The sequence below is a fragment of the Glutamicibacter sp. HZAU genome, assembly GCF_004100365.1.
GTDB classification, from domain to species: Bacteria; Actinomycetota; Actinomycetes; order Actinomycetales; family Micrococcaceae; genus Glutamicibacter; species Glutamicibacter nicotianae.
Genome location: NZ_SCKZ01000001.1, coordinates 73,420 through 92,121, shown reverse-complemented (window position 1 = coordinate 92,121; position 18,702 = coordinate 73,420). Strand labels below are relative to the sequence as shown.

At 63.7% G+C, this 18,702-nt stretch carries 21 protein-coding genes and 1 tRNA gene; 7 read left to right on the top strand and 15 right to left on the bottom strand.

Annotation, left to right across the window (positions count from 1 at the left end; genetic code table 11):
* Window positions 1-169 precede the first annotated feature (169 nt).
* Genes EKH49_RS00415 through cobA form a run of 3 tightly spaced genes read right to left on the bottom strand, consistent with a single transcriptional unit; the run spans window position 170 to window position 3,214 of the window.
* Window positions 170-1,078 carry a carbohydrate kinase family protein gene (locus EKH49_RS00415; RefSeq protein WP_128469168.1) on the bottom strand — a complete coding sequence of 303 codons (909 nt, stop codon included), beginning with the start codon at window positions 1,076-1,078 and terminating at the stop codon, window positions 170-172.
* Between the two features lie 46 nt (window positions 1,079-1,124).
* Window positions 1,125-2,228, bottom strand: coding sequence for a uroporphyrinogen-III synthase (locus tag EKH49_RS00410; RefSeq protein ID WP_128469167.1), 1,104 nt, complete (start codon window positions 2,226-2,228; stop codon window positions 1,125-1,127).
* On the bottom strand, window positions 2,228-3,214 hold the full coding sequence (gene cobA, locus EKH49_RS00405; protein ID WP_128469166.1) for a uroporphyrinogen-III C-methyltransferase: 987 nt from the start codon (window positions 3,212-3,214) through the stop codon (window positions 2,228-2,230). Before cobA ends, EKH49_RS00410 begins: the two co-directional genes overlap by 1 nt.
* 290 nt (window positions 3,215-3,504) lie before the next feature.
* On the opposite strand from cobA, the gene EKH49_RS00400 reads away from it, so the two are divergent.
* Entirely contained in the window at window positions 3,505-4,179 is a 675-nt protein-coding gene (locus tag EKH49_RS00400) for an alpha-ketoglutarate-dependent dioxygenase AlkB family protein (protein WP_073707855.1), read from the top strand.
* Here EKH49_RS00400 and EKH49_RS00395 read toward each other — a convergent pair.
* Window positions 4,176-5,117: an endonuclease/exonuclease/phosphatase family protein gene (locus EKH49_RS00395; RefSeq protein ID WP_128469165.1), complete on the bottom strand. Its 942-nt coding sequence runs from the start codon at window positions 5,115-5,117 to the stop codon at window positions 4,176-4,178. The genes EKH49_RS00400 and EKH49_RS00395 overlap by 4 nt on opposite strands.
* 145 nt (window positions 5,118-5,262) lie before the next feature.
* On the opposite strand from EKH49_RS00395, the gene EKH49_RS00390 reads away from it, so the two are divergent.
* On the top strand, window positions 5,263-6,489 hold the full coding sequence (locus tag EKH49_RS00390; RefSeq protein WP_128469164.1) for an MFS transporter: 1,227 nt from the start codon (window positions 5,263-5,265) through the stop codon (window positions 6,487-6,489).
* 9 nt (window positions 6,490-6,498) lie between these two features.
* Here EKH49_RS00390 and EKH49_RS00385 read toward each other — a convergent pair whose 3' ends face one another.
* Window positions 6,499-6,924 carry a VOC family protein gene (locus EKH49_RS00385; protein ID WP_128469163.1) on the bottom strand — a complete coding sequence of 142 codons (426 nt, stop codon included), beginning with the start codon at window positions 6,922-6,924 and terminating at the stop codon, window positions 6,499-6,501.
* 189 nt (window positions 6,925-7,113) lie between these two features.
* Between EKH49_RS00385 and EKH49_RS00380 the strand changes: the two genes are divergently transcribed.
* Window positions 7,114-7,189: transfer RNA gene (locus EKH49_RS00380), tRNA-Ala, on the top strand.
* A 131-nt stretch (window positions 7,190-7,320) separates the two neighbouring features.
* Window positions 7,321-7,893, top strand: a complete 573-nt coding sequence (locus EKH49_RS00375) for a dihydrofolate reductase family protein (RefSeq protein ID WP_038991773.1) — start codon at window positions 7,321-7,323, stop codon at window positions 7,891-7,893.
* Between the two features lie 16 nt (window positions 7,894-7,909).
* On the opposite strand, the gene EKH49_RS00370 is transcribed toward EKH49_RS00375, so the two are convergent.
* The 9 genes from EKH49_RS00370 to EKH49_RS16450 all read right to left on the bottom strand — a co-directional run bounded on the left by EKH49_RS00370 (window position 7,910) and on the right by EKH49_RS16450 (window position 16,714).
* Complete coding sequence (locus EKH49_RS00370) at window positions 7,910-8,497, bottom strand: NADPH-dependent FMN reductase (protein WP_073707858.1); 588 nt, start codon at window positions 8,495-8,497, stop codon at window positions 7,910-7,912.
* A 57-nt stretch (window positions 8,498-8,554) separates the two neighbouring features.
* Window positions 8,555-8,971: a cupin domain-containing protein gene (locus EKH49_RS00365; RefSeq protein WP_128469162.1), complete on the bottom strand. Its 417-nt coding sequence runs from the start codon at window positions 8,969-8,971 to the stop codon at window positions 8,555-8,557.
* Window positions 8,972-8,973: 2 nt separating this feature from the next.
* On the bottom strand, window positions 8,974-9,747 hold the full coding sequence (locus EKH49_RS00360; protein ID WP_128469161.1) for an IclR family transcriptional regulator: 774 nt from the start codon (window positions 9,745-9,747) through the stop codon (window positions 8,974-8,976).
* Window positions 9,748-9,778: 31 nt separating this feature from the next.
* Window positions 9,779-11,131, bottom strand: a complete 1,353-nt coding sequence (locus EKH49_RS00355; RefSeq protein WP_128469160.1) for an MFS transporter — start codon at window positions 11,129-11,131, stop codon at window positions 9,779-9,781.
* 193 nt (window positions 11,132-11,324) lie between these two features.
* Entirely contained in the window at window positions 11,325-12,578 is a 1,254-nt protein-coding gene (locus EKH49_RS00350) for an aminopeptidase P family protein (RefSeq protein ID WP_128469159.1), read from the bottom strand.
* A 295-nt stretch (window positions 12,579-12,873) separates the two neighbouring features.
* Window positions 12,874-14,601, bottom strand: coding sequence for a BCCT family transporter (locus tag EKH49_RS00345; RefSeq protein ID WP_128469158.1), 1,728 nt, complete (start codon window positions 14,599-14,601; stop codon window positions 12,874-12,876).
* Window position 14,602: 1 nt separating this feature from the next.
* Window positions 14,603-15,397: a creatininase gene (locus EKH49_RS00340; RefSeq protein WP_128469157.1), complete on the bottom strand. Its 795-nt coding sequence runs from the start codon at window positions 15,395-15,397 to the stop codon at window positions 14,603-14,605.
* A 241-nt stretch (window positions 15,398-15,638) separates the two neighbouring features.
* Window positions 15,639-16,103, bottom strand: coding sequence for a nucleoside deaminase (locus EKH49_RS00335; protein ID WP_128469156.1), 465 nt, complete (start codon window positions 16,101-16,103; stop codon window positions 15,639-15,641).
* An 83-nt stretch (window positions 16,104-16,186) separates the two neighbouring features.
* Entirely contained in the window at window positions 16,187-16,714 is a 528-nt protein-coding gene (locus EKH49_RS16450) for a hypothetical protein (RefSeq protein WP_161567404.1), read from the bottom strand.
* On the opposite strand from EKH49_RS16450, the gene EKH49_RS00330 reads away from it, so the two are divergent.
* Genes EKH49_RS00330 through EKH49_RS00325 form a run of 3 tightly spaced genes read left to right on the top strand, consistent with a single transcriptional unit; the run spans window position 16,682 to window position 18,039 of the window.
* Entirely contained in the window at window positions 16,682-17,098 is a 417-nt protein-coding gene (locus tag EKH49_RS00330) for a PucR family transcriptional regulator ligand-binding domain-containing protein (protein ID WP_161567403.1), read from the top strand. The genes EKH49_RS16450 and EKH49_RS00330 overlap by 33 nt on opposite strands.
* Before the next feature lie 15 nt (window positions 17,099-17,113).
* Window positions 17,114-17,632 carry a hypothetical protein gene (locus EKH49_RS16465; RefSeq protein WP_161567402.1) on the top strand — a complete coding sequence of 173 codons (519 nt, stop codon included), beginning with the start codon at window positions 17,114-17,116 and terminating at the stop codon, window positions 17,630-17,632.
* On the top strand, window positions 17,560-18,039 hold the full coding sequence (locus EKH49_RS00325) for a PucR family transcriptional regulator (RefSeq protein WP_161567401.1): 480 nt from the start codon (window positions 17,560-17,562) through the stop codon (window positions 18,037-18,039). Before EKH49_RS16465 ends, EKH49_RS00325 begins: the two co-directional genes overlap by 73 nt.
* Here EKH49_RS00325 and EKH49_RS00320 read toward each other — a convergent pair.
* Window positions 18,036-18,695: a GntR family transcriptional regulator gene (locus EKH49_RS00320; RefSeq protein ID WP_121867298.1), complete on the bottom strand. Its 660-nt coding sequence runs from the start codon at window positions 18,693-18,695 to the stop codon at window positions 18,036-18,038. The two genes, EKH49_RS00325 and EKH49_RS00320, sit on opposite strands and share 4 nt — an antisense overlap.
* Between the last annotated feature and the right edge of the window lie 7 nt (window positions 18,696-18,702).

The window sequence follows — 18,702 nt, the reverse complement described above, 5'->3', positions numbered from 1 at the left end:
TAAGGAACTCTAGCAACCTGATCTGCATTTTTCGCCCTGCATCCAAGCCGCCCCGGCAGAACACGCCAGCAAAACACCTTCACCCACAACGGATGAAATGAAAAGCCGCTGGGATCAGCGCCCTTTCCAGGCGCAGATCCCAGCGGTGATTTGCCAGAACCGGAACGTGCTAGCGCGTCGTAGTGCTGAGGAACTGGTTGAGCTCGTCTAGCGTTGGCGGGTTGGCGCCGGTGCGCGAGACGGTGATTCCCGCGCACACCGCAGCGATCTGCATGACCTTCTCCAGCTCCACGCTGTCCAATTCCGTGCCATCGCGCAGCGACTGGGCCAGCGAGCTGTCCAAGATGGCGTGCAGCAGCCCGGCCATGAACGCATCGCCCGCGCCAACCGTATCTTCGGTGCGCACCGAGATCGAGGGGACCATGACCTCGGTGTGCTTGGTCCGTGCTTCCGCGCCGCGGGCACCGAAGGTGATGACCGCCAGGGATGCCCCGCGATCCAGGAAGTGTTCCAGGATGCGGTCGGCATCCCAGCCCGGGTAGAGCCAGAGGGCGTCCTCGTCGCTGAGCTTGACGATATCCGCCAGCCCGGCCAGCTTCTCGATCTGCTTGACCGATTCGGCCCGGTCCTCAACCAGTTCCGGGCGCAGGTTCGGATCGAAGCTCAGGATCTGTCCCGCAGGGGACGCTTCGAACGCCTCGTGGATCCGGGCGGCGCTGGGGCCCTGGAACGCTGCCACGGAACCTGAGTGGAACAATGCGGCCTGGGTTGATGCCATGCTCTGCAAGGTGCAGTTGAGCTGGAACTCGTAGTTGGCGTCTCCGGACTCGTCGAGCATCACGGTGGCGCTGGATGTCTGCGCATCGGTGTGCGATCCGGCAGCGAGTTGAACGCCAGAGGCCGCCACATGCTCGGCGATCAGCCGGCCATGCTCGTCATCGCCGATGTCGGTTTGGAGCAGGACGTCGTGGCCCAGCCGGCCCAGTCCAACAGCAACATTCATCGGGGAACCGCCGGGATGCGCTACGCCATCGACGATGTCGACCAGCGCCTCTCCGGCAACCTGAATAGTAACCATGACACCGATCCTACGTAACCCGGCGGGAAAAAGCCCATTCGGGCGATCAAACGTTCAGCCGATACCCGCGTTTGATGACCGTGGCGATGATGTCCGGCTGGGGCAATGCCTTGCGCAGGCGGCTCAAGGTCATGTCCAGGGCATGCTTGGAACTGGCTTCGGGCAGGGCCGCCCCCAGCTCGTCGCGTGAGAGCACGCTGCCGCCAGCCTCGATCAGCACCCGCACCAGCTCGGCTTGCCCGGGCGTCAGCTCGCAGTCCTCGTCCTGGACCGTCAGGGTGCGCCCGCGCAGCTGCACCTGGCCGTGGATCGTCTGTGCCTGCAAGGTGCCCAGCGAATCCAGATGCTCCACGAGCTGCCCGATCATGGCACCCATGCGATAGCGTTCGGGCACCAGCGGGCTGCTGATGCCAGCATTGATCAGCGGGGCTGCGGTCACCGGTCCAACGGTGGCCACCACGACGCGATCGGCCAGGGAGCGCAGCAGCGCGGGCAGGCGGTTGCGGGCCTTGGCGGCAGCGAACAGCGCGTGCACGCTCGGCGCGCTGGTGAAGGTCACCGCGTCGAAGCGGGCAGTGCACAGCCCTTCCACCAGGGCGGAGATCCCGCTGTCGCTGCTGGTGTCCTGCCAACGGTAGGGTTCCACCGCCATCACCCGGCGAGCGCCGAGCTCACGCAGGCTTTGCGGCAGGCCGTGATCGGAATCGGCATGCAGCTGCAGGGCGACGGTGGCCCCGTCGAGCTTTCCTTCAAGCAGCTGGAGCATGGAGGCGCTGCGCCCGTCCGCGGCCACCGCCGCCGGTTCCAGCCCCAGGGCCTTGACGGCGCCGTGGGCCTTGGCGCCGCGGACGTAGAGCCGCGCCTGGCCGAGCGCATTCAGCAGCTCGTCGCCGATGCCGGCGGCTTCGGAGGTTTCGACCCAGCGGCGCAAGCCGTAGGCGGTGGTGATGACTACTGCCTGCGGGCGCAGCTCGATCAGCTTGCGGGTTTGCGCGATCAGCTGCTGCTCGTCGTCCAGCGGTGCCAGCTGCAGCAGCGGGGTATGGGTGACTTCTGCTCCGCGGCGTTCGAAGGCTTCGATGAGTTCTGCCGAGCGGCGGTCGCTGGTCACTGCCAGCCGGAAACCGGCCAGGGGCTTGGGGGTGCCCATCAGGCCACCTCCAATTGCTGTGCCAGCAGGCTGGCCGGCAGCCCGGCAACCTCGCCGATGACGATGACCGCAGGGTTTGCATGGCCGCGGGCGGTGTCTGCCAGTTCGGCCAGCCGGGTGCAGCTGGTGCGCTGGATGTCGGTGGTGCCGGATTCGATGATGGCGCAGGGCATGCGCGGGTCCATGCCGACCCGGTGCAAGCCCGCGGCGGTCTGCTCGACGGTGCCCATGCCCATCAGGATCACGATGCTGCCGCCCAGCTTGGCCAGGTGCTCCAATTGCGCATCGCTGAGCGGGTCGTGGGCCGAGATAACCGTGAACATGGTATTCACGCCGCGAGCGGTCACCGGGATGCCGGCCGCTGCCGGAACGGTGATGCAGGAACTCAGTCCGGGGATGACGCTGACCGGGATGCCGGCTGCGGTCGCGGCGGCGACTTCCTCGAAGCCGCGGCCGAAGACGAAGGGATCTCCGCCCTTGAGCCTCACGACTCGTGCTCCGCCGCGGGCGGCATCGATCATCTTGGCTTCGATGTCGCGCTGGGTGAGCTTGTGGTGCCCGGGGCGCTTGCCGACGTCGATGATGTCAGCTTGGGGCGCGAGCGCCGGCAGGTGCGCTGCGGGGCCGAGCCGGTCGGCGAAGACGATCTCGGCTTCGGCGAGCGCCCGGACCCCGCGCAGGGTGAGCAGATCCAGTGCGCCGGGCCCGCCGCCAAGCAGCGTGATGGATCCGGATTTGGGTGTGGGGCGCAGGCGAATCACTGGGATGCGTGCTGCTTGCACCAGGGAGGTGAAGCGCAGCGGGTCGGCATCGCAGATCACCAGCATTCCTGCCTGTTCCAGCAGCTGTATTGCCTCGAAGGGCTCCTCGGCGGCGAGCACCGTGGCGCCCTCTGCTTCGAAGCGTTTCGCGGTATTCTTGCTCCCGGATTTACTTCCAGCGATCAGTACCGTGCATCCGTGCAGTTCGAGGTCGATGCCAATCATGGTGTCCTTGATTCTGCTTGAGTTGCTCGGGGTGACATGGGGTTCTCCTTGAACTAGTGGATGCACTCAGCTTAGGTGCCCAGGTTTTCCCAGAGGTATCGCAATTGTTTCAAGCGCAATAAATCGAATAAAGGTTAACCTTTTCGAAATCTTTGCGGGGGCAAGACGAAACACAAAGTCACTATCGTCAATATTGTTGCAAGGCACCGTGCCGGCTTATCCTGCAAAGTTCAGTGAGCGAATACGCAGGAGACTTGCCGAGCCCTGCCCGCAACGGGCACGCTGGAAGCATGGAGTCGCTTTTCGATGACAGTGCATTGCCCCGCACCGGGGGAGCGGTGCGCCCAGGCGCCTGGCACTTGCCGGGATGGCTGGACGCGGCTGCGCAGCAGTGGATCGTGCGGCGTTTCTTCGAGTGGGGCAGCGGGCCGGTTCCGCCGCACCGTACACGCATCAACGGGCATCCGATGAGCGTGCAAAGCCTGTGCCTGGGCTGGCATTGGAGCCCGGGCAGCTATTCAAGGACCGCTGGCGACCTGGGTGGCCAAACCGTGGCGCCCATGGAAGAGTGGCTGGTCCGCCTGGGCAAGCAGGCGGTAGCCGAGGCTACCGGGGATCCGCAGCGCGCGCAGGAATACCAGCCTGATGCCGCCATCGTGAACTACTACGATGCGCACGCGGTGATGGGCATGCACCAGGACGCCGAAGAGCGGATCAACGCACCGGTGGTTTCATTGTCCATCGGCGATTCGGCAACGTTCCGCTTGGGCAATACCGAGAACCGCAACCGGCCATGGCAAGAGATCCGGCTGGCCTCGGGAGACCTGTTTGTCTTCGACGGCCCGTCACGCTTCGCCTATCACGGGGTGACGAAGATCCACGCCGGGACCGCGCCGGCAGGCCTCGGACTTGGTGGCGGGAGGATCAACATCACGCTGCGCCAGACCGGCCTGGAAGCGGTCTAATTCCCCAAATCGATGGTGGCCGCCAGCGCGTAGTGATCGGAATCGGCGATCTCCAGCCGCTCCAAGCCGGCTGATTCGACTCCGCGCAGCATCACATGGTCGATGCCGAGCATCGGGAACAGCGTCCGCGGCCAGGTCAGGGCCAGGCCCCAGTCGCTGTAGTGGGCTTCCTGCAACTGGTTGGCGACCGGTGCGAAGTGGCGGTCGGAACTGGTGGCGTTGAAATCGCCGGTCGCTACGATCTTCGAAGAATCGTCTTCGGCCAAGTAGCCGGCCAGCGAACTGAGCATCATGTCCCGCTCGTGGTGCCCTGTGGGCCTGGCCGACGCCGCATGCACCGCATATAACCGCACATCCCCGCTGCCGCTGGCCACGTCAACCCGCAACGCGCGGTCCCAGCCCAGGCCCAAGTCCAGGGGTTCCGGGTTTTTCAGCGGATAGGCGCTCCACACCCCGACGGTGCTGACCATGTAGCGGTAGGGGTGGGTTTCGGCCAGCTCGGCGGTGATCTCAGGTTCTTGGCCCTCGCCGATTTCCTGCAGGGTGATGACCTGCGCTCCGTGCGCGGCCAGCTCGCGGGCGGCTTGCACACCGGCGGACTCGTGGACGTTTTGCGTGCCGACCTGCAGCGAAGCGTCCGGGACGCGCTGATCCGAGGGCAGAAACGCCGGTCCGAAGAGGACCGCCCAGACGACCATGGGCACGAGCAGTGCGATGAAGCTGATGCGCCCGCGCACCACCAAGGCCATCAGCAGGAGCACCGGGATGCCCAGTCCCATCCACGGGGCCAGGTTGTCGACGATCAATCCAAGGCCCATGACATCGGGGATCTGCTGGTGGAACACCATCAGCCCGGCCAGCGCGAGGCAGAGCAGGGCAAAGAAGAACCTCGCGATAATTCGCGAGGCCGACAGGCGATGATGCGATGAATGAGCCATAGGACTTAATAGAGTGGCACAAAATACTGTGGGAATCGTAATTTTCGGCTAGGGGATTGCCGGTCTCGCCCGATGCAGTCACTACGATGGGTAAGAGCGCCGAGGGAGCCGCGTCCCAAGACCCTGCCACGAATTGAGAACCTGAATGACTGCCTACTTATCTGGCGGAAAACTGCTGCTGGCAATCCTCGCCTTGGCGATGGGCGGCGTCGGCATCGGCGTCACGGAATTCGCCATGATGGGCCTGCTCCAGGAAGGCGCTGCCGATCTTGAGGTGAGCTATGCGCAGATGGGCCTGATGATCAGCGCCTACGCGATTGGCGTGGTGGTGGGCGCCCCGGTGCTCACCGCGCTGGCCGCCAAGATCCCGCGCAAGCGTGCGGTGCAGCTGCTGATGCTCTTCTTCACGCTCGCCAACCTCTCCTCGTTCTTCGCCCCCGACTACAACACCATGCTGGTGACCCGTTTCCTTGCAGGCCTGCCGCACGGGGCCTACTTCGGGTTGGCCGGTGTGCTCGCCGGCAGCCTGGTTCCTGCCACGATGCGCGGACGCGCCATCGCCTGGGTGATGCTCGGGCTGTCGGTGGCCAACGTTGCCGGTGTCCCGCTGGTGACCCGCCTGGGCCAGGAATACGGCTGGCGTTCGATGTTCCTGGTGGTTACCGCGATCGGCGTGTTGACCGCCGTGCTGATCAGCGTGTTCGTGCCGTGGCGCAAGATTGAAGCCGGGGCGAGCATCCGCCGCGAGCTGTCTGCCTTGCGCAGCGCCCAGGTCTGGTTGGCGATGCTCACCGGCATCGTCGGATTCGGCGGCTTCTTCGCGGTGTACTCGTACATCTCGCCTACGCTGACCGAAGAGGCGGGCCTGCCGATCGAGCTGGTACCGCTGGCCTTGGCGCTCTATGGCGTGGGCATGGTTGTCGGCTCGCTGGCCGGTGGCCGGCTGGCCGACTGGTCGATCTTCGGCGCGATCAAGCTGTCATCGGTCTTCATGATCGCGACCATGCTGATTTTCGCTGCCGTGACCAGCTGGGTGGTGCCGACGATGATCATGGTCTTCGTGATGGGTGCGGTGGGTTCCCTGCTGATCCCTGCCTTGCAGACCCTGCTGATGGATTCGGCCCCGCATGCGCAGTCGCTGGCTGCCTCGCTGAACCACTCGGCGCTGAACGTCGCCAACGCGCTGGGCGCCGCCTTGGGTGCCGCGGTGATCGCTGCCGGCTATGGCTTCCGCGCCCCGTCGGTGGTTGGTGCCGGCCTGGCCGCATTGGGCCTGCTGATTGCGTGGATCACCCAGATCCGCGCGAAGAAGGTGGGCCTGCTCGTGGGCCGCGAAGCCTTGGAAGCCCGCGAGCAGGCACGCACCCACTAGCTGCTTGGGCTAGCTCGCTACCGCGGTGATGTTGAACATCCAGATCACGCCGAACTTGTCGCGCAGCTCTCCGAAGGAGTCGCCCCACGGTGCCTTCTCCAATGGCATATTGATCTGGCCGCCCTCGGCCAAGCCTTCCCACCACTTGGTCAGGGTTTCACCGTCGGTTTCGGATGTTCCGTCGTTGCTGAGCGCGATGACGCCGTTGCCCCGGACGTCCATTTCCGGCGGGGTGTCCGATGCCATGAAGTGCAGTCCGCGCTCGACGAAAAGCGAGGCGTGCATGATCAGGTCGGCAACGGCCGGATTATTGTCATTCATGCCTTCTTGGAAGGTCATCATGGAAAGCTCGCCACCTAGTACCTGGTGGTAGAACTCCATTGCTTCTTTGGCGTCTCCGGCGAAACGCAGGTATGGGGTCAGTCCGATGCTCATGGAATTGCGCCTTTCGAAGGAAGTGGCGGGGCCGGTAGGTCCCGCCCACATTCTTCCATTGCGAGGCCATCGTGTGAATAGCCGAATGTGATCAGCGTCTCGAGTTCCCGATTTGGTGTTTTCGATAATGCTCCGGTAGAGTTTTATCTCGGTTCAGGAGTTGTTCAAACTGCTGAAACCGCCTCATTTGGGGGTATGGCGCAGTTGGTAGCGCGTCTGCATGGCATGCAGAAGGTCAGGGGTTCGAATCCCCTTACCTCCACCAAATGAAAAAAACCGGGAAGCATCCGAAAAGATGCTTTCCGGTTTTTTGCATTCTCCCCAGCTCGTGCTCGCCAGTGCTGTAGGGTTAGCCCAGAATTCACCTGGCCTCCGGCCATGAGCCAAGGGAGAAGAATGCGGGAACTGACCTACTTCGTTGCAATGAGCCTGGACGGATATATTGCCGGTCCGAACGGCGAATTCGATGCTTTCGCAGTGGAGGGCGAGCACGCAGCGCCCATCTGGGAGCGCTATCGCGGCACGGCGCCGACCCAACTGGCGGAGGCAGCCGGACTGCCCATCGACGGGTGCCCCTTCGACACGGTGCTGATGGGTTGGAATACCTACGCCGTCGGCTTGCCGGCACTGCCCAACCCCTATGCGCATCTGAAGCAGATAGTCTTCACGAGAGAGCACTCGTCACCCGAGGGGAGCGAAGCGGTGCAGTTCACCAACGCGGATCCGAGGGAGGTCATCCGCGATCTCAAGGCCCAGCCAGGGGAGCGCATCTGGCTGTGCGGCGGCGGGCAACTGGCGGCCAGGCTGCGCACAGACATCGACCGGCTGGCGTTGAAAATCCAGCCGGTGATGTTCGGGTCGGGAGTCAGGCTCTTCGGGGACACCGGATACGCCCCGGAGAGCTGGAAGCTGGAAAGCATGCAGTCCTTTGCCTCTGGTGTTTCCCTTGCCGAGTATTCGCGGGCCTAGCGGCCGTTAGCGGCGACTACATACCTTCGTCGCCGATGTGGCCCGCTGCGGTTGAGTCGAGCACGCGCTCTACGAACGCCGCATACTCGCCTATGTAGTGCGCAAGGAACTTTTCCGTGTCAGGGTTGCTGATGCTCCCGTCCTCGCCGAAATCTTCGGGGCGGTATTGCAGATAGACCTCGGGGGAGTTCAACTGCGGGGCATCCAGGAAACTGAGCACGCTGCGCATGCTGGACTGCATGACCGCTGTGCCGATGGCTCCGGGCGAGGCGCCGAGCAGGCCGGTGGGTTTGCGGGCGAAGGAATTGGTGCCCCAGGGCCGGGAACCCCAGTCGATGGCATTCTTCAGCGCACCGGGAATCGACCGGTTGAACTCCGGGCTGATGAACAGCAGCCCGTCCGAGGCTTCAATGGCCTTTTTCAGAGCGGTCCCTGCTTCCGGGTAGTCGGCATCGTAGTCAGCACTGTACAAGGGCAGGTTGCCGATCTGGATTTCCGTGAAGCTGAGGTTTTCGGGTGCCAAGGCAATCAATGCCTTGGACACGACGCGGTTGATGGAGTTTGAAGCGAGCGAACCAACGAAATAGCCGATGTTGTAACTCATGGCACCACTTCAGCACCGGGCATGCACCCGGCAAAAGAGCCTTGGGCATACTCCCAGCTAAGCCACGCCGCCGGCCCGGGCCCGTTGCGCCAGCTGGTGCGAACCGAAGGCCGAGAAGTCGGCATCGCCCGCAGGCCCCCAAACGACCAGGACTCGCAGGGCATCCGTGCCGGTATTGCGCAGGTCGTGGTCCACCCCTGCATAGGCCAAGATGCTGTCGCCCGGGCTCAGCTTGTATTCGCGCTCGCCGACCCGCATCGTCGCCTGCCCCTCGATCACCTGGTAGAACTCCTGCAACGCCGCCTGTCCCTCGTGGCGGTGGAAGCCCTCGAAGCCGCCTGGTTCAATCACCCAGGTCTGGATGGCCACCGGCATCCCGGTGTGCCCGGCGAAATGGTGGCTGACTTTCATGGCCGAGCCTTCGTGCATCCGGTAGTCGAAGGCGTAGGCATCACGTGCTTCGAACGGGTCCATGGCTATCCTTCCGTGTGGTATCCGAGCCTCGTGCTGATGCGCCGTGCCGCGATCCGGGTGCTGGAGCACAGCTGCTCCAGTTCGTCGGCGCCGATGCGGTAGTACGGGGCGGCGGTCATGGCGCAGGCGACAAGCTCACCGCGGTGATCGAGAATTCCAGCGGCCACCCCGACTTCCTCTGCGGAGGTCTCGCCGTAGTTGACCGCATAGCCGCGTTCGCGCACCAGATCCAGGCGTGCCTCGTATTCGGCCGGGGAGGTGCCGGCCAGATCGATCTCGCCGCTGGAGATCAGCTCCGCGCGGCGCGTTGGTTCCTCGTTGGCGAGGAATACCTGAACGGTGGCGCTCAGCCCCGAACGGTACCGGGATCCCATGACCGAGGTGTGCTTGACCGGATGGGTGGATGACAGCTGTTCCACGGAAATCGACTCGCTGCCGTCCCAGATGTTTAGCACTGCGGTCTCGCCGGTCGCTTCGCGCAGGTCTTCCAGTAGGGGGTAGGCCACCTGGCGCACGTCCAGATTGGCCAGCAATGGGCCGGCGATGGCAATCAGTCCTACTCCCAAACGGTACTTGCGGGTTTCCTCTTCCCTATCCACCACGCGTTCCTGCTCGAGCGTGTTAAGGATCCGCGAGACGCTTGACTTGTGAAGGCCTACCTGTTCAGCGATTTCGGTGACGCCGACTACCGGATGCTCAACGGTGAAGCATCGAAGCACATCGAGCACGTTGACGATTACCGAGGCACCTCGTGTCTCGCTACGGGTTTCAGTCATTTTCCCTCCTGAGTTGCTACTATCCTACGGCTCATGCCAACGGTTTGCGGCTGGTTTCCACTGAGCAGGCTACCGCCACGAGCGAAACAACGGCTGCAGCCATCAAGTACCAACCTGGAGCCAGGACATTGCCGCTGGTGGCAATCAGCAAGGTTGCGACGAATGGCGCGGTTCCGCCAAAGAGCGCATTCGAGAGATTGAACGAGACCGCGAAGCCCGAGTAGCGGACCTTGGTCGGGAACATTTCGGCGAGGTAGCTTGGTAGCGTGCCGTCGTTGAGTGTGAGCATTGCGCCGAGCAGAATCTGGACCAGGACGATCACTAGGAAGTTTCCCGATTCCAGAGCCATGAAGGCTGGCACGGTGAAGAGGACGAACAGGACTGATGCGCTGATCAATACCCGCCTGCGGCCGAAGCGATCCGAAAGCATGCCGGTGAGGAAGATGAAACCAACATAGGTCAGCAGTGCAACGGTGGTGGCCAGGTATGAACGAGTGGCGTCCAGTCCGAGTTCCTCGGACAGGTAGGTCGGCATGTAGGACAGGATGACGTAGAAGCCGACGGCGTTCAGCAGGACCGCCCCTGCGGCCTGGAGCAGCTTGCGCCAGTGGTTCTTCAGCAATGACCCGACCGGGGAGCTTTCAGGTGCACCGGACTCGGATGCTTCAACGAAGGCTGGAGAGTCTTCCAGCTTGGTGCGGATATAGCGGCCGATTAGCCCCAAGGGAGCCGCCAGCAGGAACGGAATGCGCCAGCCCCAGGTCTCCAGATCCTCAGTTGAGAGCAACCCGGTCAGCCCGGCGGCCATCAACGAACCGAAAAGCAGGCCGGTGGCGGTGCTCGCCGGAACGACTGCGGCATACAGGCCGCGCCGGTTGGCGGGCGCATACTCGACCAGGAAGGCCGAGGCTCCGGCATACTCGCCGGCGGCGGAGAAGCCTTGGACCAGACGCAAGGCCAGGAGCAGCAGCGGCGCTCCGAAACCGATGGACGCGTAGCCAGGCAGCAGCGCGATACAGAAGGTGGCGCCGGTCATCAGCAGAATCGACCAAGACAGGGCCTCGCGCCGGCCGATCCTGTCGCCCAGATGCCCCCAAATGAAGCCTCCAATGGGGCGGACCAGGAAGGAGAGGGCAAAGACCCCGAAGGTCATCAGCAGACCCGCCTGCGGATCGTCGCTGGGGAAGAACACCGCGGCGATAGTAACGGCCAGATAGCCGTAGGCCGCGTAATCGAACCACTCCACGAAGTTGCCAATGAAGCTGGCAGTGATCACCTTGCGGCGGGTCTTCGAATCAATGGTACGGGACGCAGCTGTGCCGGTGGCCGGTGCGGCCGCGGTTGCGTCAGTGGCTTGCAGTGGGGAGTTGCTGGAATGGTTCATGGTGCGAAACCGCCTCTGGAGGGTAGCGGCTTGGGCCAGTTCTGGCTTCTTTGCCGCTGGAATGATGAAGTGTTCCGATGGACCGGTGGGCGGTCCTCGATTGATGGCGCAGCCCCCGTGCATGCCGCGCAGCAGTTTGTTAAAGAAACCGTGGGGCGGGGCTTGGGCCCCGCCCCACGGTTATCGCTCGCCTTTAGGCGTCGATGATGTTGTTCTCCGGACCGAAACCGAACTTGGTGATGTTCTCAACGGTGTTGTCCTCGCCGATGACCAGGATGTCGTGCTCGCGGTAGCCGCCGGCACCTGGCTCGCCGTCCATGACGGTGATCATTGGCTCCATCGAGACGACCATGCCTGGCTCCAGGACAGTCTCAATGTCCTCGCGCAGCTCCAGACCGGCTTCGCGTCCGTAGTAGTGCGAGAGCACGCCGAAGGAGTGGCCGTAGCCGAAGGTGCGGTTCGGCAGCAGGCCGTGGGAGATGTAGATTTCGTTCAGCTCGGCGGCGATGTCCTTGCAGACCGCGCCCGGCTTGATCAGCTCCAGGCCGCGCTTGTGCACTTCGACGTTGATGTTCCACAGTTCCAGGCTGCGGGCATCCGGCTCGCCCAGGAACAGGGTGCGCTCCAGTGCCGTGTAGTAGCCGGAGGTCATCGGGAAGCAGTTCAGCGACAGGATGTCGCCGCGCTGAAGCTTGCGGGTGGTGGCCCAGTTGTGGGCGCCGTCGGTGTTGATGCCGGACTGGAACCAGACCCAGGTGTCGCGCACTTCGCGGTGCGGGAAGGTCTTGGCGATCTCGTGCACCATGGCCTCGGTGCCGATCAGTGCGACCTCGTATTCGCTGATGCCTTCGCGGATCGCTGCCTTGATGGCTTCGCCGCCCAGGTCGCCGATGCGTGCACCGTGCTTGATGACCTCGATTTCCTCGGCGGACTTGATCATGCGCTGGCGCATGGCGTCCTGCGAGACATCCACCAAGGCTGCGCCGTCGAAGGTGTCGGCGATCTGCTGGCGGGTGCGGCCCGGCAGGAAGTCGTCTTCCACGCCGATCCGGGTTGCCTTCACGCCGTCGCGCTTAAGTGCTTCCTGCAGGCCGTAGAAGAAGTTGTCGCGCTTCCAGTCGGTGTACACGATGTTGTCGCCGTAGCTGGTGCGCCAAGGCATGCCGGCATCGATGTTCGCGGTGACGGTAGTGGAGTTGCTGGCGGTGACCACCAGCGCGTAGTTGCGGCCGAAAGTGGTGTACAGGAAGTCCGAGTAGTACTTGATGCCGTGGTAGCTGGTCAGGATGACGGCGTCCAGCGACTTGGCGGCCATGATCTGGCGCAGGCCGGCCAGGCGGCGCTCGAACTCGGCATCGGAGAACGTCAGCTGCTCCTTGGCGCCGTTGTGCAGGGTCTTCAGTCGGGCCAGTTCGGAAACGTTGGTGGCGATGTTGGCGGTAGTCATGGTTTTGGCTCCTTGTGGGAAATCAACTGTCAAGGGAGGCCGGCCCAATCAGATGGATTGCGAGGATTCAAGGGAATCGCCGGAGAATACTTGCGTGTTGCATTCAATGCAACGCCGTTGCAACTAGGTTATGTGTGCCCTGCGTCACTGTCAAGAGTGCATGTGAGAACTTTTTCCCGAAGCCGGCAAATCGGTGTTGGCCTGTATGCATAAGGCGGTAAAACGGCAATTAAGAAGGCCGCGGAACTCAATATGACGAGTTCCGCGGCCTTCGTTCCGATGCCGGATCCACTGCCTAGGTGTGCCGTTCCTGTCCTGGGACCTCCTTGAGGATCGCACCATCGCCGTCGGGGTCAGCGACGAAAACAAGGTTCGGGTCGGGATTGTTGATGTCCTTCTCCAGCTGCTTGATTGCCTTGTCGCGCTTGATCAATCGCCGAATCAGGTTGATGATCATCAAGATGATCACGAAGGAGAACGGGAAGGCTCCGATGATGGTGCCCGTCTGGACCGTATCGACCACCGCCGTGCCGCCCAGGGTGAGCAGCACCGTGGCGACGGTGGCGATGCTCAGCACCAGCACCACGCGGAAGACCGGTCCGGACTTGTTTGGCGCCGAGACGAACTCGCTGAGCGCATAGATCCCGGAATCCAGCGAGGTGACATAGTAGGTCGCGACCAGGATGGTGGAGGCCACCAGCAGGATCGTGCCGACCAGTGGAAGGTGCTCGAGCATCGCGAACAGGCCGGCCGAGGTGTCCGCGGACACGGCATCGCTGATGCTCCGGTTGCTCGCATCGTCATAGTAGATCGCGCTCGCCCCAATGACTCCGACCCAGATCATCACGATGAGCGTGGGGATGATGGTCACGCCGATGACGAATTCGCGGATGGTGCGGCCGCGCGAAATCCGCGCGATGAACCCTGCCACGAACGGCGAAAAGGCGATGACCCAGCACCAGATGAATACCGTCCACCAGCCATTCCAGCTGTCCTGCCAGCTGGCCAGGGGGCTGGAGGTGATGCTGGCATCGGTCCAGAGGCTCATATTCACGAAATTGGCCATGAAGCTGCCAAAGGTCTGCGAGAGCATCGAGACGATATACAACGTCGGGCCGAAGACCAGCACCGCACCGACCAGCACAATGCTCAGAATGGAGTTCAGTCTGGAAATGCGCGCCATGCCCTTGCTGATGCCCACGATGGCGGAGATGCAGGTGATGCCGGCGAAGATCGCGATGACGACCAGCCACAGTGCAGGACTGGACGACAGGCCGGTGAACGAGGAAAGCCCGGAAGTGAACTGCAAGGCGGCGAATCCGAACGAGGTCGCCAGGCCCAGCACGGTGGCGATGATGGCCAGCAGCTCGATGACCACGCCCGCACCGCGTCGCGACCAGCGGGGCAGGAGGTCCACGGTGGCCTCGCGGAAGGTCAGTGTCTTGCCCAGGTTGTGGTGCGAATAGGCTAGGCAGACCGCCACCACGCAGTACATGGCCCAGGCGGTCAGTCCCCAGTGGAAGTAGGTCCAGACGATCCCGCCTTCGGCTGCGCCGGCAGGCGTGGCGGCCGGGATGACAGGGTTCTCGTCGCGCAGCATGATCGGTTCTGCGACGGACCAGAAGATCAGGCCGATGCCCTGGCCGCATGCGAAGAGCATGGAGTACCAGGCGAACTTGCTATGCTCGGGCTTGGCCTTGGGCCCGCCCAGGCGGATTCTGCCGACCTTGCTCATCGACAGCCAGAGGCACATCACCACGGTGAAGACCGAGTACAGGATGAACAGCCAAGTGAATTTCCCGGTGACAAAGGTGCGCATCTCGGAGATGGCCGCCGATGCCTGCTCGGGGGAAAGCAGTACCCAGAGCAGCACCGCGACGATCAATGCGGGCGGGATAATCCGGATGAGCAGGCGATCCAAGGGCGGGATCACGCGTCCCATGAAACGGGGCACTTCGACGGGCGCCTGGCTTGAGCCCTCGCCCTTCCGGGCGTTCTTCCGTTCGGTTTCGTTGAGGGACATGCTACTCGACCTCCACCTGGATGGATCCCAGGAGCAGCTCGCCCTGGAGCGAATCGGCTACGGCAGTCGTGACCGCATCCAGCAGCAGTTGGCCCTTTTCGGCGCTGGCGCCGGCGGCGCTGGAGAGGCAGCCGGTAGGCGGGGTGCGCGCGGGATCCTCGGGGAAGATGTCGTACGGGGTCAATTTGGCCGGCGGGTGGTCCACCACGCGGGTCATGTCCACTTTCTGCGGATGCAACAGGAGCATCAGCGAGGTCTCAAGCACCCCTCCGTGCTCGATATCCCATCCCAGGAAGCCGTCAGGGAATACCTTTTCCAACGTTGCCTCGTCGACGAAGTCCCAATAGGACAGCAGTACGGCACGGGATTCGGACCCCGTGGCGCGGGCGCGGGCGACGGCGTTGTCAAGGCCCTCGTAGATGAACTGGTAGTTCTCGAAATGGCCGTTGAGCACGACTACGTTCGTGAAGCCCTGGGCGATTAAGGACGTGACCACGTCGTCGACCATGCCAGTCAGGGCCGCGGCGCCCAGGCTTGTCGTGCCGACCCGGTGGTTGCCGCCGCCGGAACGCGGCTGCGACTTGTATCCGTAGGAGAAGACCGGTGCTACCAAGGCTCCGATCTTCTCGGCCACGATGCCGGCGATGGCCCTGGACAGCATGGCGTCCACGCCTAGTGGCATGTGCGGGCCGTGCTGCTCGGTGGCTCCGGTCGGGATGATGATGGTCGAGCCTTCGCGGGCCACCATTGTGGCGTAAGATTCGGCGTCGAGTTCTTCGATGAACACAGAGGGCATCGTTGCCTCCTAGGCAATGTCAGGAGTTGGGAAAGGGTGATCGCCTTGCGAGATCCTGGAAAATTTTAGTTGCGATGAGTGCAACACTGTTGCGCTAAATCATTCCAGTGGTGCATGTCACAGTCAAGAGCTTTAATTTCCGATACCTGCTGAGCTACTTCCGCGACCCGCGACCCCGCAGTAGATAGCTCCGCCGCGGGCGGCCAGACATTGCCCGGTGTTGCGGGGCGTGATGAAGCAGTCAACTGCCAGCTGGTTCCTCGGCAATATCTTCGTTCCAGATTTCGGGGTGCTCGGCGATGAAGCGCTCCATCAGCGCTTCGGCGCGCTGGTCCTGAAGGACCTCGACCTGCACGCCGCGCTCGCGCAGCCAGGCGATCTCCCCGCTGAAGGTGCGGTCCTCGCCGACGATCACCCGCGGGATCTTGAACAGGACAATGGCCCCGGAGCATAGGGCGCAGGGAGCCAGCGTGGTGTACAGCGTCAGGTCGCGGTAGCTGCTGCGCCGCCCGGCCGCGCGCAGAGCGTCGATCTCGGCATGCGCGGTCGGGTCGCCCTGCTGCACCCGCCGGTTGTGCCCGGCCGCGATGACTCCTTCCGCTCCGGCCAGGCTGGAGCCGATCGGCACGCCGCCTTCGGCAGCGCCGGCGCGCGCAGCCTGCAGTGCCGCCTCGTAGCCTGTCTCGTCCATCGTTTCCTTGGTCATCGGGTCGTCCTTTCTTTGTACGTGCTTGGCGCCGCGTCCGGGGTTCCGGAGTCGGCGCCAGCCGAATATTCTATTCCAGCAGGTTAGCTGCCAGCCGGGGCCTTCTCTGGGGCGGCATCTGGTTCGGGAAGAGCAGCCGGCCTGCTGGCCACATGCTGCTCCTTGCGCGGGTCCTCGGCGCTGCTGAACTCCTTGATGAATGCACCCTCGGACAGGTCCATCTTCAGTCCCAGCGGAACCCCGGCGTTGATCCGGGCCCGGAAGCGGGGGTAGCCCAGGGCGAAGTAGACCGCGGCGCCGGTGAGCGTTCCGCCCGGCCATGAGAAATCGATGCCGCTCACGGCGCTGGCGATCGGGCCCTGCAGCGCGGGAACCGAGCCGTACATGCACATCCAGGTCATCACGATGCCGGCGGCGAAGGCGACGAACGCCGACCAGTTGACCGACTTCAGGGGTGAGGACTTCGGATCGAGGAACAGGTAGGAGAAGTCCTTGTGCTTGCGCTCGAAAATGAAGTAGGGCACTGCCATGATGCCGCCCCGGGTGGCGACCCGGGCCGAGATGGAGGCAATGGAGTTGTGCAGAAGTTCGGCATTGCAGGCCTGCTGCACTGCAACGAGCCGCTGCTCACGACCGGGGAAGCCGTTTCCCACCTGAAGCCCGAGGCGCAGCTGGCCTATCTGGATTCGCTGTCCGAGCGCGGCGTGGCGGCCTTGTTGCTCGAGCCGCTGGTTCCGGAAACCAGGATCCCGGCGCGGTTCATCGAGCATGCCCAGCAGATCGGGCTGCCGGTTTTCCGGCTGGAAGTCACCGTGCCCTTTGTGGAACTGGCCGGGGGAACCAACCGCCGCATCGTCTCCGAGTACGCCTCGGCCCTGCAGCAGGACGACGAGATTGCCCAGCTGCTGGCCAGGCACATGGCCTCGGCTGGACCCAACTTGCGGCAGCTGCTGGAAATGATCGAGCAGGCACTGGGATCGTGCGCGGTGCTGTAGGAATTGGGCGGCCGGATGATTGCCGAATCCAGTCCGGCGGCCGAGGCTGGCGTGGCGCAGGCCGAAGCGTTGGAAGCGACCACGGACCTGTTCATCGGCAGCGATACTGCAGCCCGGCTGGTGCTCCTCGGCTCCGAGTCGGTGTCCGCTGAGCGGCTGGAGCTGATGGCCGAACGGTTGGGCAGCATCGTCGGCCTGGCCTATGCCCAGCATTACCGGCCGAGTGCGGTGCAGGCGGCCAATACGTCGCTGCTGCAGGCCATTGCCATCGGCGCCGACGGGCTCTTCGCGGCTGACTTGGCGCGGCAGGCGCCGATCGGCAGCGACGAGCCGTTGATGATGCTGGTATTCCAAAGCTACGACATGGCCAGGATCCGCGCCGGCTCCAGGCGCTGCTCGCGCTCGCCTCGGGTGATCCGCGCGGGGCCCGGAGGGAAGCGATCGCCAGCCTGCGCCGCGGCTTGTCGGGACTGTCGGTTGAATGCTGCGCCGGCCCTTCGGCCGAGGGGATCTGGCGCGCGCAGTGGTCCCTGACCGAGGCACTGGTCTTGGAATCATTTCCCGAGTCCACCCCGAACCCGGGCAGGGTGGGCGATGCGTCGGACCATGCGCTGGAGCGGCTGGCGGCGAAGTTCGGGCACCGGGAGGATCTGGATCATTTCATTACAGAGCAGCTGGAAAACTTGCTGCAGTGCGAGGACCAGCCCGGCAACGTGCTGCTGGCCACGCTGCTGGTGTGGCTGGATGCTGGATGCAATGCGACGAATGCAGCCCATCAGCTCTATCTGGAGCGCCAGAGTCTTCATAAGCGCCTGGCGAGGATCTTCGCGCTGCTCGGCGGCGACCTGCATGAAGGTGGCCGGCTGCTGCGGGTGCATCTGGCCCGCTGGCTGGCCATGGGCAGGCCGCAACACGTGCGCACGCCACGTGTAGGGACCTAGAGAACGGATCGCACCGACTTCTCGAAATGGACGATATGCTCCCGGGCCAGTTCCTGCGCGCGTTGCGCGTGGCCATCGAGAATCGCCTGGAGCAGCGCTACGTGCTCGCCGATGTGCTCATCGATACTGGGCAGGCGATCCAGCGCCATGCACCAGATACGAGTGGCCAGATTATCCAAGCGGATCAGCGTCTGCTCCAGATGATGGTTGCCGGCTGCCTGGTAGATCAGCCGGTGCACTTCGAGGTCGTTTTCCATGAGCGTGCGTCGCAGATTTTCGCCCGAGAGCTGCTGGACCGCCTCCAGGGTGGCCTGGATGCCAGCCCGCGCGCTGCCTCCCTGGAGCGTGGCGGCTTTGGCCGCGGCCAAAGGCTCGAGGGCCTGCCGGACTTCGGTGATATCAGCTAGTTCGGTGATATCCACGCGGCTAGCGAAGGTGCCGCGGCGCGGGTAGGACTGCACCAGGTGGTCGACCTCCAGGCGCTTGAGCGCTTCACGTAGGGGAGTGCGGCCGATTCCGAGCTCGGCGACCAGCTGGGCTTCGTTGATCGGGTCACCGGGGGCGATGTCCATCATGATGAGCCGGTCGCGCAAGACCTGGTAGGCGCGCTCAGCCATCGATTCGGCACCCAGGGGGAGCTGCGTGGTGATTGTCATCCTGACT